The sequence below is a fragment of the Bradyrhizobium sp. LTSPM299 genome, from assembly GCF_000938235.1.
In the GTDB taxonomy this organism is placed as follows: Bacteria; Pseudomonadota; Alphaproteobacteria; order Rhizobiales; family Xanthobacteraceae; genus Bradyrhizobium.
In genome coordinates, this window is sequence record NZ_JYMU01000039.1 from 73,117 (window position 1) to 88,411 (window position 15,295).

General features: G+C 62.1%; 12 protein-coding genes. 6 read left to right on the forward strand and 6 right to left on the reverse strand.

Going from position 1 to position 15,295, the window contains the following annotated elements:
• The first annotated feature begins 60 nt into the window (after positions 1-60).
• Entirely contained in the window at positions 61-975 is a 915-nt protein-coding gene (locus tag UP10_RS20395) for a LysR family transcriptional regulator (protein ID WP_044589072.1), read from the forward strand.
• 102 nt (positions 976-1,077) lie between these two features.
• On the opposite strand, the gene UP10_RS20400 is transcribed toward UP10_RS20395, so the two are convergent.
• Both UP10_RS20400 and UP10_RS20405 read right to left on the reverse strand, forming a co-directional pair.
• Positions 1,078-1,692, reverse strand: coding sequence for a TetR/AcrR family transcriptional regulator (locus UP10_RS20400; protein ID WP_044589073.1), 615 nt, complete (start codon positions 1,690-1,692; stop codon positions 1,078-1,080).
• 60 nt (positions 1,693-1,752) lie between these two features.
• On the reverse strand, positions 1,753-2,316 hold the full coding sequence (locus tag UP10_RS20405) for a PaaI family thioesterase (protein ID WP_044589074.1): 564 nt from the start codon (positions 2,314-2,316) through the stop codon (positions 1,753-1,755).
• A 129-nt stretch (positions 2,317-2,445) separates the two neighbouring features.
• On the opposite strand from UP10_RS20405, the gene UP10_RS20410 reads away from it, so the two are divergent.
• Positions 2,446-3,216, forward strand: coding sequence for an enoyl-CoA hydratase (locus tag UP10_RS20410; protein ID WP_044589075.1), 771 nt, complete (start codon positions 2,446-2,448; stop codon positions 3,214-3,216).
• Positions 3,217-3,227: 11 nt separating this feature from the next.
• Here UP10_RS20410 and UP10_RS20415 read toward each other — a convergent pair whose 3' ends face one another.
• Complete coding sequence (locus tag UP10_RS20415; protein ID WP_082077195.1) at positions 3,228-4,943, reverse strand: tetratricopeptide repeat protein; 1,716 nt, start codon at positions 4,941-4,943, stop codon at positions 3,228-3,230.
• A 259-nt stretch (positions 4,944-5,202) separates the two neighbouring features.
• Between UP10_RS20415 and UP10_RS20420 the strand changes: the two genes are divergently transcribed.
• Together UP10_RS20420 and UP10_RS20425 are read left to right on the forward strand one after the other, a co-directional pair.
• Positions 5,203-5,835 (forward strand): LysE family translocator, encoded by a 633-nt coding sequence (locus tag UP10_RS20420; RefSeq protein ID WP_044589168.1) that lies wholly within the window; start codon positions 5,203-5,205, stop codon positions 5,833-5,835.
• A gap of 254 nt (positions 5,836-6,089) precedes the next feature.
• Positions 6,090-8,369, forward strand: a complete 2,280-nt coding sequence (locus tag UP10_RS20425; protein ID WP_044589076.1) for an FdhF/YdeP family oxidoreductase — start codon at positions 6,090-6,092, stop codon at positions 8,367-8,369.
• A 95-nt stretch (positions 8,370-8,464) separates the two neighbouring features.
• On the opposite strand, the gene UP10_RS20430 is transcribed toward UP10_RS20425, so the two are convergent.
• Positions 8,465-9,727 carry an MFS transporter gene (locus tag UP10_RS20430; protein WP_044589077.1) on the reverse strand — a complete coding sequence of 421 codons (1,263 nt, stop codon included), beginning with the start codon at positions 9,725-9,727 and terminating at the stop codon, positions 8,465-8,467.
• Between the two features lie 208 nt (positions 9,728-9,935).
• Complete coding sequence (locus UP10_RS20435; RefSeq protein WP_044589078.1) at positions 9,936-10,271, reverse strand: GYD domain-containing protein; 336 nt, start codon at positions 10,269-10,271, stop codon at positions 9,936-9,938.
• A 77-nt stretch (positions 10,272-10,348) separates the two neighbouring features.
• Here UP10_RS20435 and UP10_RS20440 point away from each other — a divergent pair, with 77 nt between their 5' ends.
• Positions 10,349-11,416 (forward strand): type III pantothenate kinase, encoded by a 1,068-nt coding sequence (locus tag UP10_RS20440; RefSeq protein WP_210167978.1) that lies wholly within the window; start codon positions 10,349-10,351, stop codon positions 11,414-11,416.
• Positions 11,417-12,203: 787 nt separating this feature from the next.
• Here the strand turns inward: UP10_RS20440 and UP10_RS20445 are convergent.
• Positions 12,204-12,551 carry a hypothetical protein gene (locus UP10_RS20445; RefSeq protein ID WP_044589079.1) on the reverse strand — a complete coding sequence of 116 codons (348 nt, stop codon included), beginning with the start codon at positions 12,549-12,551 and terminating at the stop codon, positions 12,204-12,206.
• A gap of 446 nt (positions 12,552-12,997) precedes the next feature.
• On the opposite strand from UP10_RS20445, the gene UP10_RS20450 reads away from it, so the two are divergent.
• Positions 12,998-14,938, forward strand: a complete 1,941-nt coding sequence (locus UP10_RS20450) for an AI-2E family transporter (protein WP_050043762.1) — start codon at positions 12,998-13,000, stop codon at positions 14,936-14,938.
• The last annotated feature ends 357 nt before the right edge of the window (positions 14,939-15,295 follow it).

Consider the following 15,295-nt stretch of genomic DNA (forward strand, 5'->3'; position numbering starts at 1 on the left):
CTATTGACCCTGCATTTTATAGGATACAAGTCCGATAAATTGCACCATAGATGTGCGGAAATGCTGGATCAAGGCGGCGGCACCATCGACTGGGACGACTTCCGCTTCGTGCTGGCGATCGTGCGCGGCGGGTCGGTGTCGGCTGCCGCCAAGCAGCTCGGCGTCGATCATGCCACAGTGATCCGGCGTGTCGACCGGCTGGAGCGTCACCTCTCCGCAAAACTGTTTGATCGCCGCAAGACCGGCTATCTGCTGACCGAGGCCGGCCAGCGCGTCGCCGACAGCGCCGAGGCGCTGGAATCCACGATTGTGGCCAACCAGGAGGCGGTCGGCGGCTCCCGCGCGCACCTCACCGGCACCGTGCGGATCGGCGCGCCCGACGGCTTCGGCAGCCACTTCCTGGCCTCGCGGCTGGTCAAGTTCACCGAACGGTACCCCGATCTCGATTTGCAGCTGGTCGCCACCGCGCGGCTGTTCTCGCTCTCCAAGCGCGAAGCCGACATCGCGATCAGCCTGACGATGCCGAAGGAAGGCCGGATCGTCGGCCGCAAGCTGCTCGACTACACGCTCGGGCTCTATGCCGCACCGGCGTATCTGGCGCGGGCCCCTCGCATCACCGCGCGCGCCGACCTGCCGCAGCACCGCTTCGTCGGCTACATCGAGGAACTGCTGTTCACGCCGGAGCTGGATTATTTGCCGCAGGTCTCGCCAAAGATCTCCGCAAAATTCCGCAGCGCCAATCTGATCGCCCAGCTCAACGCCACCATGTCAGGCTTCGGCATCGCCGTGCTGCCGCATTTCATGGCGACGGCGCATCCGGAATTGCAGGCGGTGCTGCCGGACGAGGTGCGGATCTCGCGGACCTTCTGGCTCCTGATGCACGCCGACAGCAAGGACCTCGCGCGCATCCGCGCGGTGGCGGATTACATCTACGAGACGGTAGAAAACGAGCGCACGCTGTTTGGGGGGCCGTGATTCTTGTAGGGTGGGCAAAGCGGAGCGTGCCCACCATCGCGAGCAGAGTGTGGATGGTGGGCACGGCGCAAGTGCGCCTTTGCCCACCCTACGGATTTCCGCCTAATTCACCTTCGCCTTCTTCACCGGCGGCTTCGCCGCCGCGGCTCGTCCCAGCACCGCCTCGCGGCCGGCGCTCAAGACCTCCTCCGACAATTCGCCATTGCCCGCGATCCGCGACATCACGATGGTACCCATCATCGTCGCCAGCGTCGCCATCGCCTGCTTGCGCGCGGTCTTGCGCGGGACGTCGAGTATCTGGTCGGCCATCATGTCGATCATCTGCTCGAGCTTGAGCGCGAACGCCTTGCGGGTCTTCGGGGTCTCCCGCGCGATCTCGGCGCCGAGCGTCGGCACCGCGCAGCCGTGGCCGGGGTCGTCGCGATGAACCGCGGTCAGGTAGGAATCGACGATGGTCGACAGCCGTTTCTCCGGCGGCACCTCCTCGGCGACCTTGCGCCAGCGCTCCGTGGAGCGGTCCATCGCATGGGAAAACGCCTCGATCACCAGCGCCTCGCGCGAATCAAAATGGGCGTAGAAGCCGCCATGGGTCAGGCCGGCCTCCTTCATCAGATCGGCGACGCCGATGCCATGCGCGCCCTTCTCGCGCAGCCGCACCGCGGCCTTGCGCACGATTCGTGCATGGGTCTCCTGCTTGTGCTCTTTCGAATAGCGCATGCCGCTCTCATGGAATGTTTCTAATCATATAATAGCAGGTTGGCGCCGGAAAAGCTGCAGTTATTTCGTTTTCTCCTGTGTCCTATCTTGTTTCCCAGGTTCCCCACCGATCATGGAAAACGTCGCTGTTGCGTGCACCGCGAGGCTGCCCTTGCCGTCGCGGACGAAGCCCTCGGTGTAGCTGGTCTGCCGTCCCAGCTTGATCACCTTGCCTTCGGCGGTAATGGTTCCCGAGCGCACCGACAGCGGACGCAGATAGGTCAGCTTGAGGTCGAGGGTGACCGAGGTCTGCCCCGCCGGCAGCACGGTCGAGATCGCGCAGCCCATCGCGGTATCGAGCAGGGCTGCCGCGGTCGCGCCGTGCATCAGGCCCATGGTGTTCTCCAGGCTTTCCACTGGATCAAGTTCCATCACGATGCGCTCCGGCTCGACCACGCTCATGCGGAAGCCGATCAGTTTGGCCATCGGCGGCGGCGGCAGCAGGCCGTCGCGGATCGCGCACATCGCCGCCATGCCCGACATCGCCATTGCCGCCTTGGCGGCCGGTCCCGGCGCCTGCCATTCGACGACGCGCACACGCAGCAAATCGGGCGAAAACAGGTCGGTCGGCTCAGTTGAGGTCATGACGGCTCCTTTTATATGATGACTATAATTCTATTGCAGCGCACGCGGCCGCGCAACTGCCGTCTCTTGACAGTCGCAGGCATCGTCCGGGACATGGCGCGATCAATTCACTGTCGCGAGACCATCACCATGGACATGCTCAATCCGCATTGCGGTATCGACCGCGACTTGAGCGGCGTCGTCCGCCTAACGATCTGCAACGCCGGCAGGCTGAACATCCTGAGTTCAGCCGTGACCGATGGGGTCCGTGCCGGTTTCGAGCAGCTCGCCGGCGACCGCAGCATCCGCACGATAATTCTCGCGGGCGAAAGCGAGAGAAGCATGATCGGCGGCGCCGACATCAAGGAGATGGCGAAGCTCGATCAAGCATCAGCCGAAGCGTTCATCAGTCGCCTGCGCGACCTCTGCGAGGCCGTGCGAAAATTCCCGGCACCCGTGATCGCCCGCCTGCCCGGCTGGTGCCTCGGCGGCGGGCTCGAGGTCGCGGCGGCCTGCGACGTCAGGATCGCGGCGCATGATGCGATGTTCGGCATGCCCGAAGTGCGCGTCGGCATCCCCTCCGTGATCCACGCAGCCCTTTTGCCGCGGCTGATCGGCTGGGGCCGCGCGCGCTGGCTGATGATGACGGCGGAGAACATCGACGCGCCGACCGCGCTCGCCTGGGGCCTGGTCGACACCGTGGCAAAGCCTGGCGGCCTCGACGAGGCCGTCGCGCACACGGTGAAGGCGCTGCTGGAATGCGGCCCCGAGGCGCTGCGCATCCAGAAGGACCTGCTGCGGCAATGGGAAGAGCTGCCGCTGACCGAGTCGGTCAATCTCAGCGTCGGCGTGTTCGGCCAATCCTTCCTGACCGGCGAGCCGCAACGCCTGATGCAAGGGTTTCTGGATCGGAAGCGGTAGCGGTTACGCCCTCACTTCACCCCAATTGCAGCATTGTCATCCGCGACGCTGGCCTTGATGGCCTTGGCCGCGGCGATGTCGGCGTCGCCGCCAGCCGCGTCGCCGCTCTTCTGCTTGATGACGCCGCGGACGTAGAGCGAACTGGCGTCCTTGGGGTCGAGCTTCACCGCCGCGTCATAGTCGGCCGCCGCCTTGTCCAGCGCACCGAGCTTGAACTGGACCAGTGCGCGGCTGTTCAGCGTGTTGCCGTCGTCAGGCCGCAGCCGCAGTGATTCATCGCAGTCCGCCAGCGCCGCCGTGAGATCGCGGTTGAGCATGGCGCGGCCCCAGCAGCGGCCATTAAGGAAGTTTGGGCTCTTCGAATCGAGCTGGATCGCCTCGCCGTAGTCGGCGACCGCGTGGTCGTAGTCCTTGTTACGCTCGTAGGCATTGGCGCGGTTGGCAAAGGCGTTGGCGTGCTTCGGGTTGGCTGATATCGCCGCGGTGAAATCGGCGATCGCGTGCTCGCGATCCGTCTTGCCGTTGAGGTAGACCAGGCCGCGGCCGTTGAACGCGTTGGCGTGTCTCGGATTGATCCGGATCGCCTCGCTGTAGTCGGCCATCGCGTGGTCGTAGTCCCGCTTGCCGTAGTGGGAATTGGCGCGATTAGAATAGGCGTTGGCGAGTTTCGGATCGAGCTGGACCGCCTGGTCGCAGTCGGGAATGGCCTGGTCGTACTCGCGCTTGGCGTTGTGGTTGTTGCAGCGGTTGGAGAACGCCCAGGCGAGGCTCGCGCCGGACCACTTGCCGGACTGGATCACCGTCGTGCAGGCGCCGACGGCAATATCCGCCTGAACCTTGTCGCCGAGATTGGTGCACTGCTCGATCGTGTCCTGCATCTTCACGGAATCGGCAAGCTTCGGATCGAGCCGGATCGCGTCGGCAAAGTCGGCGGCCGCGGCGGTGGCTTCGCCTTTCGCCTTGTAGGCGAGGCCGCGGTTGTAATAGGCCGAGGCAAGCTTCGGATTGAGCTGGATCGCGGAGTTGTAGGCTGCGATGGCGCGGTCGAGATCCTGCTTCGCCTTGTAGGCGATACCGAGGTTGAGGTAGGGGTGCGCGAGCTTCGGATCCAGGTTGATCGCTTCCATGTATTCGGCGATCGCCGCATCATTGTCCTTGCGAACCGCGTAGATATTGCCGCGGCCCTCGTGCGGGCGTGAGTAGCGCGGATCGATCTCGATCGCCTTGTTGTAGTCAGCGAGTGCGCGGTCGTAATCGTCCTTGTGATAGTAGGCGTTGCCGCGGCCGTTGTAGGCCTGCTTTGCTTTCGGATTAAGCCGGATCGCCTCGTTGTAGTCGGCGATGCCGCGGTCGTCGTCCTTCTTGCCGTCGGTGTAGGAATTGCCGCGGTTAAGGTAGGCGTTGGCGAACGCGTGGTCGAGCTGGATCGCCTGGCTGCAGTCCGCGATCGCGCCGTCGTAATTGTCGACTTCGTTCTTTGCGTTGCAGCGGTTGCTGAAGGCCCAGGCGAGGTTCTTGCCCGACCATTTGCCGGACTCGATCGCCGCCGTGCAGCCGCTGATCTCGAGATCGAACGAAAATGCACTGCCCTTGTTCTCGCACCAGGCGATCTGCTGCTGCGTCACCGCGTGCGCCGGCGTGGTGCCGGCCACGACCGCCGCTGTTGTCAGCGCGCCCGCGAGTGCGGAGACGCGATATCCCGCCCTGGTCATGGCAAGTCGTGTCATGGCAATCCTCCCCCAAAGTTGCCGTGGACTACTACTTTACCGCGGCAACGTGGACCGCGACAAGGGCGCGCGACGAGCGCGGCCTGCGGAATCGCTGCGTCCGGGTTACTACGGGGCCGGTCATCGGGAGTGCATTCGCGCGGCCCTATCGGCGCGGCCGGCCACGCTTGTTGGGATCACCTCCGAACGCGGCCCTTTGACCTTTACGGGTCATGAGTCGATCCGTACACATTGGGTCCCGACATCCGAGAGAATGTTGATGCCGGACCTTTCCACGCTTGCCTTGTTCACACTCGCCTGCCTGGCGCTCACGGCCACGCCGGGCCCGGACATGCTGCTCATCGCGTCCCGAAGCGCGACCCAGGGGCGAGCGGCAGGCTTTGCCTCCTTGGCAGGAATCCAGGTCGGGACCTACTGCCATGCGCTCGCGGCCGCGTTTGGCCTGTCGCAGTTGTTTCTCGCTGTTCCGTTTGCCTATGACGCCGTGCGTTATGCCGGTGCGGCCTACCTGCTCTATCTCACGTGGCAAGCATTGCGGTCGAACGGCGCCTCGCTTCGGCCGATCGCAGCACTGCCGCGCTTTCTGCTCCCGCAAATATTCCGTCAGGGGTTGTTCACCAATCTGCTGAACCCGAAGATGGCGCTGTTCGTGTTGGCCCTGTTCCCGCAATTCGTGCGCCCCGACGCGGGCGCCGTAGCGGGACAAATTCTCGTGCTGGCGACCATGCTCAATCTGGTGGGCCTGGTGGTGAATGGACTGGTCATCATGACCGCCAGTCGAATCGGCAGGGCCTTGACCGGGCGCAACAGGCTGCAGCGCGTACCCCAAATATTGCTCGCGACTGTTTTCGCGGGCCTGGCGGTGCGGCTGGTGTATGACGGGCGGCGCTGATGGCAGCCTTTTTGTAGCCCGCATCAGCCAACGGGTCGCGCGAATGCGGCGGTGTATTCGGACATCCGATCTGACAGACTGTTGACCGCAGGCCCCAGCCGATTAGTCTAGACTTCAACACGAGACAGGCGCTTTGGATCGAGAACGTCGACCGGAGCGCGCTGGTCTCGCCGATGTCTGTCGTTGCCGCCAATCTCTCAATCAACTACGGGATCGACGTACGAGGTCATTCTCCAGGAGCTGCAGGAGGACATATGGTCCAAAAGCGCGACGTTCCCGGCATTAAACCCTACAACGCCCCGGCAGGCGGCTGGGGTGCGCTCAAGGCCACCGCGGTGGCCGTTCGCGACCAGATGGATCTGGTCGAGGCGCCGCTGACGCTGCTGCACACCAACAAGCCCGACGGCTTCGATTGCCCGGGCTGCGCATGGCCGGACAAGGAACACACCTCCACCTTCCAGTTCTGCGAGAACGGCGCCAAAGCCGTGACCTGGGAAGCGACCAGCAAACGCACCACGCCTGAGTTCTTCGCCGCCCACACCGTCACCGAGTTGCTCGGCTGGAGCGACTTCCATCTCGAGAACGAGGGGCGCCTGACCCACCCGCTCGCCTATGACCCCGGGACCGATACCTACCAGCCGATCGCATGGGACGAGGCCTTCGCGCGGATCGGCGAGAGCCTCCGCAGCCTGCCCGATCCCAACATGGCCGAATTCTACACCTCAGGCCGCGCCTCCAACGAAGCGGCCTTTCTTTTCCAGATCTTCGCGCGCGAGTACGGCAGCAACAATTTCCCCGACTGCTCGAACATGTGCCACGAGGCGACCAGCGTCGGCCTGCCGCAATCGATCGGCATCGGCAAGGGCACGGTGTCGCTGGACGATTTCGACCATTGCGAGCTGATCATCGCGATGGGCCACAACCCCGGCACCAATCATCCGCGCATGATGGGTACCTTGCACGAGGTCTCGCGCCGCGGCGTGCCGATCATCGTGTTCAATCCGCTGCGCGAGCGCGCGCTGGAGCGCTTTGCCGATCCGCAAGATGCGATCGAGATGGCGACCTTGGGCTCAACGCGGATCGCCTCCACCTACTACCAGCCGAAGGTCGGCGCCGATGCCGCCGTGCTCAAGGGCGTCATGAAGGCGCTGCTAGAGCACGACGCGATCACGCACGACGTGCTCGATCACGCCTTCATCACCGAGCACACCAACGGTTTTGCTGCGTTCGCCGCCGATCTCGGCGCAACGGCGTGGGAGGCGATCGAGGCCGTCTCCGGTTTCACCCGCGCGCAGCTCGGCGAGGTCGCCGCCGCCTATGCAAAATCCAATGCCACCATCGTCACCTACGGCATGGGCATCACCCAGCACACCCGTGGCACCGACAATGTCCAGCAGATCGCAAACCTGCTGCTGTTGAAGGGCAATTTCGGCAAGCCCGGCGCCGGCATTTGCCCGTTGCGCGGCCACTCCAACGTGCAAGGCAATCGCACTGTCGGCATCACCGAAAAGCCCAACGTCCCGATGTTCGAAGGCATCGAGCGCACCTTCGGCTTTAAACCGCCGCGCCATCACGGCCATGACTCGGTTGCGGCGATGGAGGCGATCGACGACGGCCGGTCGAAAGTCCTGATCTGTCTCGGCGGCAATTTTGCCGTCGCCTTGTCCGACCCCGAGCGTTGCCAGGCGGCGATGCGCAAGCTCGAGCTTGCAGTCCATCTGGGGACCAAGCTCAACCGCACGCATCTCTTGATCGGCAAACAATCGATCATCCTGCCGGTGCTGGGACGCACCGAGCAGGACGTCCAGGCCACCGGACCGCAAGTCATCACGGTCGAAGATTCCATGACGATGGTGCACGCCTCGCGCGGCAGGCTCAATCCGGCTTCCGAGCATCTCCGTTCGGAATCGGCCATCGTCGCCGGCATGGCGATGGCGACCTTGCCGGCGAGCAAGGTGCGGTGGGCCGAGCTGATCTCCGACTACGACCGCATCCGCGATGCCATCGAGGGCGTCTTCCCCGACTTTAGGGATTACAACGCGCGCATCCGGACTCCCGGCGGCTTCCGCCTCCCGCTGCCGCCGACCGAACGCAAATGGACGACGCCGTCGGGCAAGGCCGAATTCCTGATCTACGACGGCCTCGAGGAAGACCCGGTGCTGGCTGACAAGACCGTCCTCAAGCTCACCACCATCCGCAGCCATGATCAGTACAACACCACGATCTACGGGCTGAACGACCGCTATCGCGGCGTGTTCGGGCGGCGCGACGTGCTGTTCGCGAACGAGGCTGATTTGGCCGGACTCGGCCTTGCCCATGGCGACCTCGTCGAGATCGAGACCGCCCTGCCCTCGGGGCGAAAGCGGAGTCTCACGCTCACTGCGATCGTCTACGACATCGCACGCGGATCGGTCGCCGCTTATTATCCGGAAGCCAACGGGCTCGTGCCGCTCGACTATCAAGACAAGGAAAGCGGCACGCCATCGTACAAATCAATACCGGTGCACATACGAAGCGCGGTGCAGGGTACATAATTGAACGCAGCCCGCATGAGCGCAGCGACATGCGGGACCCCCAAACCCCGGATATCGCTTCGCTCATCCGGGCTACGGTTCCGGCCACGATACCCCTACCTTGCATTCGCCGGCGCGTGCAGCGGCCAGAGATCCGCCCGCCAGTGCAGCGCGATCGCCAGCATCGCGACGAACCCTGCAGCCGCAAGCAGCGAGCCGGTCGCGGTATAGCCGATCAGGTCGATCAGGCTGCCGGCCGCGAGCAGGCCGAGCGGCAGGCCGTAGATCACCATCATGCGCACCCCCATCACGCGGCCGCGCAGATGGGCGCTGGCGTTGCGCATCAGCATCACGGCCGCCGAAATCATCGACATGCTCTGCGCGAAGCCGGCCAGCATCAGGCAGGCCATCGCCACCGGCATGGTCCTGAGTTCGACGAACACAAGCAGCATTGCGTACCAGGACAGCGTCGCCCCGATCAGGAGACGGGCGATCCGCACGCCGCCGACGAGACTGAGCGTGATCGAGCCGATCAGCGAGCCGACCGCAAAACTTGCCGAGAGATAACCGAGCCCGGTCTGGTCGGTATGAAAGATGTCGCGCGCGACGTAAGGCAGCAACCCGTTGGTCAGCGGAAACGCGGTGAGATTGGCCAGGAACGCCACGCACAGCGCCGCGCGCATGCCCGGACCATTCCAGGCGTAGACGATCCCCTCCTTGAGGTCCCGCAGCAGCGTCGAGCCGGGCGCATCGTTCGCCGGGAGGCCGGCTGCGCCGACCGATTGGTCCGGACGGGTCAGGCAGAGCATCAGGATCGCGGCCGTCAGATAGAAACAGGCGATCGCCACATACACATAGCCGATGCCGAGGGCTGCGAACAATCCGGCACCGGTCAACGCGCCGGCGATCCGCGCGCTGTCCTGCGTGGTGCGCGCGAGACTGATGGCACCAACCAATACCTCTGACGGCATGATGTCGGCGAGCAGCGCGCCGCGCACACCGAGATCCGAGGGACGGATCAGGCCCATCAGCGCGACGATGATCATGACATTGACGGGAGCCAAATGGCCCGACAGCGCCAGCGTCATGATGGTCGCGGAGAGCACCGTGTAGGCAAAGCGCATCGCGGCCAGAAGGTCGCGATGCCCCATGCGGTCCCCGACCATCCCGAGCACCGGCGCGATCAGCGTCCCGACATATTGCAGCGATGCGAGCACGGTCAAAAGCAGCACGGAGCCGGTCTCGACCATGATGTACCAGCCGAGCACCAGCGTCTCGACCTCGAACGCCCAGGAGGTGAGCAGATCGGACGGCCATTGAAAGCGATAGTTGAGGATGCGGAACGGTGCGAGCGCGGACCTCCGCGCAGGCCCACTCAAGACGCGATGACGCGTTTCACGGCGTTTCCCTGCCCTTTTCTTGATTCTTTGGGACGGATTCCCTGTTGGGGCACGGTAGCGCTGACGATACGGGAGTCAATCCGAACCGCCGCATGCGGCCATGCGCGACCCGCGAGGTGCAGTATCGCCGCAGCGATTGCGGCGAAGCTGCCGCTCATCCTCGAGCGGCAGCTTCGTCATTCAAATCTCAGCTGCCCGGCGGGCTATAGGAGGGGCGCAGCTTGGCCGCGTTCTGGCGCACCTGCTTGATCTCGTCCTGCGTGAAGAGCCGCGTCAGCTTCACGTTCTGCAGTGTCCCGGCGGTGACGGTCAGTCCCGAAATGGCCGGCGCCGTGCTGGGATCGGGGACGTCGAAAATGACCAGGACGCCGGGACCATCAGCCGCAACGCTGTACATCGACACCAGCTTTCCGCCGGCCGCCTCGATAAGTTTACGCGCCGCCTCCTGGCGGCTGGTCGTTGGATTTTCCAGAATGGCGTTGAGAGCGCGTGGCGTATATTGTCCGGTGAGACAAAAATGCATGGCATGCTCCTTCTGGGTTTGTGAAAACAAACTTCCGTGCCGACCCGAGGTGGTCGACACGTTCGCAGCATTTGAAAATGTTGAAAGTAGAAGGCCCTGCCGTGGGCATGGCGCCGCCAGTAACTCCCGGGATTTCGGCACGTCCCGTGGCGGCTCTGCCGGAACCTTACATCAGCTCCCCGCCCTGCGAAAGAGCGTGTGCAACGCGAAGCCGTTCGATCTGTCGGTCTATCCTGGACTCGCGCAATCGCAACGGCTTGACTGTGCTGTTCATCAGCCGCAACTTGAGCGCGATCGAGAAGATCGCTGATCGCGAGTTCGCATTTGGCTCACATAGGATCAACCGATGCTTCTGGCGATTGAGCAGGGTAACACCAACAGTCTGTTCGCAGTTCACGACGGCGAGCGTTGGATCGCCCAATGTCGCTCGGCCACCGAGTCGAGCCGTACGGCCCGATGAGTACGCCGTGTGGCTGTCACAGCTGATGACGATGCACAATCTGGAACTCGGCTTGTTGAAGGCCTGTGTGATATCGAGTGTCGTGCCACAGTCGATCTTCAACCTGCGAAATCTGTCGCGCCGATACCTGCGCGTCGAGCCGTTGATTGTCGGCGAGAATACCGAGCTCGGCATCGAGGTGCACACCAGCAAGCCCTCGCAGGTCGGATCGGATCGCCTGGTCAATACGCTCGGCGCGCGCGAGCTTTATTCAGGGCCATTGATCATCGTCGACAGCGGGACCGCCACCAAGCTCGACGTGATCGGGAGCGATGGCGGCTTCGAAGGCGGAGTGATTGCGCCGGGCGTGCACCTGTCGATGGAGGCTCTGCACGCGGCCGCCGCGAAGCTTCCCAGGATCGCACTGCAAAGGCCTCCGCGGGTGGTGGGCGACGACACGGTGACCGCCATGCAGTCCGGAATTTTCTGGGGTCACGTTGCGCTCATCGAGGGAATGATTGCGCGCATCAAGGCCGAGCGGAACGAAGCGATGACGGTCGTCGCCACCGGCGGTGCCGCATCGTTGTTCCACGATGCGACCGCGGCGATCGACCACTTCGATCCCGACCTGACGATTCGCGGCTTGCTGGCGATCTACCGGCGCAACACCCGGGATCATCATGCCCGATCTAGAAGCTTGCTATGATAGTTCTCCTCTGCGGCAGCCTTCTAGCCCGCATGAGCGCAGCAAGATGCGGGGCTTGGGGTCCCCGATGTTTGCTCCTCTCATTCCGGCTGCGGCTCCGTCGGGCCAGGGACGTCCGCAATAAAGCAATCGCAAAGTCGACTAGATCACAACTGGAAAACTCCCAGTCGTTTTGCATTCGGAGCACTCGAACGTGCGCACCTCATGACCGCGTTCAGTAGGCTCGATGCGAGTCAATCGCATGGGCTTGCCACACTTCGAGCAAGGGAGAATTCCGATCTCCGCACGGCTGCACAATGGATTTCGTTGTATGGATGACATCATGCTTCCCCTGTTAGGCGGGAGCATTGCCGATCTCTCTGTCGCCCGATAACTACCTATTTGGACGGCGATGGAGCCAGTATGCGCGTCCGAGTTCGGGGTCACTGGTCAATATAGCTCACTTTTCATGCAATTATATCTATTGCGAGCTACACCCAGGAACCTTTGTCGACCGACACCATTTGCTCTTTGTCCAATACTGGACGCACGACAACTGGTAACGGCCTTAGCTTCCCCGTGCCGGGCGGCTTCTACTCATCCTATTTGGCTGCGGCTTCTCATGCAAAACCGCACTCAAACGAAACTCACTGTCGCCAAATGGAAGCTTCGGATGGCCCGGTGGTGGGATGCAGTATGTGGGTCAAGAAGCAAAAAGTGGAGGGACGAAATAATGTCCAAAACGCCAAACATTGATCACGAGTACCACGCCGGCAGCGACAAATTGAAAATAACGATAGAGGGTTATTCACTCAAGAAAAAGTCTCGCGCGGCAATCATGAAAGACGTGATGCACGCGGTTGAGCGCAGGCCGGACAGGCTGATCGCCGATAATAAGAAAAAGTCGAAAAAAGGTTCTGGCAAGAGGATACCCGGTCACCAAAAGTCCCCGAAAACGTTTGAACAAGTTGGCGACTAAGGCGAAGGGGCGGATGCTCGTTCGGTCGGCGGCGCGCGCCTTCCTCGAGGCGGCCGGGTCCCCGATGCCCCGCAGGATGCCGCTGCGCGCTTCATCCTGGCCCGCGAGGTTCAACCAGGCCGTTTCTTCTTGATAAGGGTCACAGTCCGCGAAAGCGGCTTTGACAGGGATCGCCATGTCCGAGTCGTGTCAAACGCTGAAGTTGACAAGCGTAGGCCGCATGTCCCGTATACCCCGGGGAGCGGACTTTCGTCAGCCAGCGCAGCATGACCGAAAGGGGCCAACAGGCGACTGCTCCGCGGACCGATGCGATCGTGACGTTTGCTTGGGTTGGCCGCAGACGCCTTGCGCCTATCGGCGGTAACCACCTTTTCTATCTTTGTCCGAGCGCGAAACCTTTGCGTTGCTCATCGATTGTGTATGCAGCGGCGGAACTGGGAAACCGGCAGTCGTTTACAAAGGCCGCGCGGAGTAATGCCCGAGCGGCTTTTTTCATACGAATCGGCGCGTCTCCTTACTTGAATTGAATATTGGCAAATTATTTGGTGACGACCCGGGCATATGGAAAGCAGATGAGGTCTGTGATCAGGCGACCGTTCAAAGCGCGCTCTACTGAAGAGGTTATGGCACTGCTCAGCGCGGTGGCGACTGCGATCCTCGCTGTCATTATTATCGCGATGCTCTATTTTGGTCGTGAGATCTTCGTGCCCATTGCATTGGCGATTCTTCTCAGCTTCGTGCTGGCGCCGGTGGTCGTAGTATTGCAGCGTATTCGTGTGCCGCGCGGGTTGGCGGTCGTGAGCGTGGCCGTACTTGCCTTCGTGCTCATTTTTGCAATGGGAAGTCTTCTCGCCACGCAATTGACGCAACTCGCCGAAGATCTCCCACGTTACCAATCGACGATAAGCGAAAAGATCCAGTCTTTTCGGGATACAAAAGCTGGCAGGGGGACGCTGGAGCGCGCCTCCGACATGTTGAAGGATCTCAGCAGAGAGATCGACAAGCCAAAAGACGCCGCACCTACGCGTGCGCCAAACTCAATCGCTAATTCGAATGCCCCGGGACCACAGGCGCCCGTTCCGGTGGAAGTACGTCAGCCCGATCCTGGTGCGCTGGAGAACCTGCGGACATTGATCGCTCCGCTTGTTCATCCGCTCGCGACAACCGGCATCATCATCATTTTCGTCATCTTCATTCTGCTTCAACGCGAAGATCTTCGTAACCGGCTCATTCGGTTGGCCGGCTCCTATGATCTCCAACGAACCACGGCGGCGCTCGACGACGCGGCGGCACGCCTCAGCCGGCTCTTCCTGACTCAGCTCATTCTGAACAGTTCCTTTGGCGTGGTGATTGGGATTGGTCTGTGGTTGATAGGCACGCCAAGCGCGATCCTTTGGGGCATCTTGGCGACAGTCCTCCGCTTCGTACCCTACATCGGCGCCGTCATCGCCGCGGCGTTCCCGCTTGCTCTGGCGGTAGCCGTCGATCCCGGCTGGTCGATGCTGCTTTGGACGCTTGCGCTTTTTCTTACTGTGGAGCCACTTGTCGGCCATGTCATCGAGCCGATGGTCTACGGTCATAGCACGGGGCTTTCTCCGGTCGCCGTAGTTGCGGCGGCGACATTTTGGACCGCACTTTGGGGGCCCATTGGGCTCGTCCTCGCGACGCCTCTCACGGTATGTCTTGTTGTGATTGGGCGTCATGTAGAACGCCTGGAGTTCCTTGACGTCATGTTTGGGGACCGGCCGGCGCTTTCTCCCCCCGAAATATTTTACCAACGCATGCTGGCAGGTGATCCGGCGGAAGCCGCCGAAAAAGCCGAAGAATTCCTGAAAGAACGTTCTCTGGCCTCATACTATGATGAGGTCGCCTTGAAGGGTTTGCAGCTCGCGCAAATTGATGCCGAGCGCGGCGCGCTTGATCAGGAGCGTCTCGCCAAGATTCGAGACGCCGTCAGCGAATTTGTCAGCGACCTTGCCGATCAGGATGATCGGCCGCCGACGAAAGTCCATCTGACCACCGATGCAGAAGCCTCGTCGGCGGTAGAAAGCGTCGCGGAAGATGCGGCGCATGAAAATTTACCCACTATCAAGAAGGAAGGCCTGCCGCCTGATTGGCTGGGTGAACATCCCGTTCTCTGCATGGCCGGACGTACTCTCGTCGATGAAGCGGCCGCGATGATGCTGGCTCAGCTTTCGACTGCGCACGGTCTTGCAGCACGAGTCGAAGGGGCGGAAGCGCTCTCTACCACAAATGTCTTCCGACTTGAGACCGCCGGCGTTGCGATCGTCTGCTTAGTCTATCTCGATTCGAATGGACCAGCGCACATGCGTTACTCCGTTCGGCGACTAAGGCGGAAGTTGCCAAAGGCAACCATTATCTTGGGCTGCTGGGTCAAGGACATCGACCCTATCGCGTTGGAAGGGTTGCGCGATAACGCGAAAGCCGATCTCGTTGCCGCGAGCCTGGGCGAGGCGGTCAAGCTTTGCATCGAGGCTACGGGTGTGTCGGACCCATCCCGCGCAGCACCCAAGGAGCAAAAGTCTACAACCGCCGCTGCTTGAGATTTTGACTATGAACCGCATAACAAAAATAGACGCCTTGTCGTCGTCCAAAGGTAACCCATCGCGCAGGGAAAGCCGGAGTTCCCGGTTACACCTGTGGTCCTACCCCGGTGCTTTCTGTTGCACCGGGCCCATGGATGCGATCGGCACCCGGCTTTCCCTGCGCCATCTGTTAATTGAGAGGGCAAACGAAATGCAAGACTCGGGCAAATCGTGTCGCGAGAATGCAAAGCTGCGCCTCATATGACGCTGTCATCGCCCGGCTTGACCGAGCGACCCAGTACGCCGCGGCCTCTCGGCTCAAGCACAATCGTCTCTGGAATACTGGATCAGCCGCATGCGCTTTCGCGGATGATG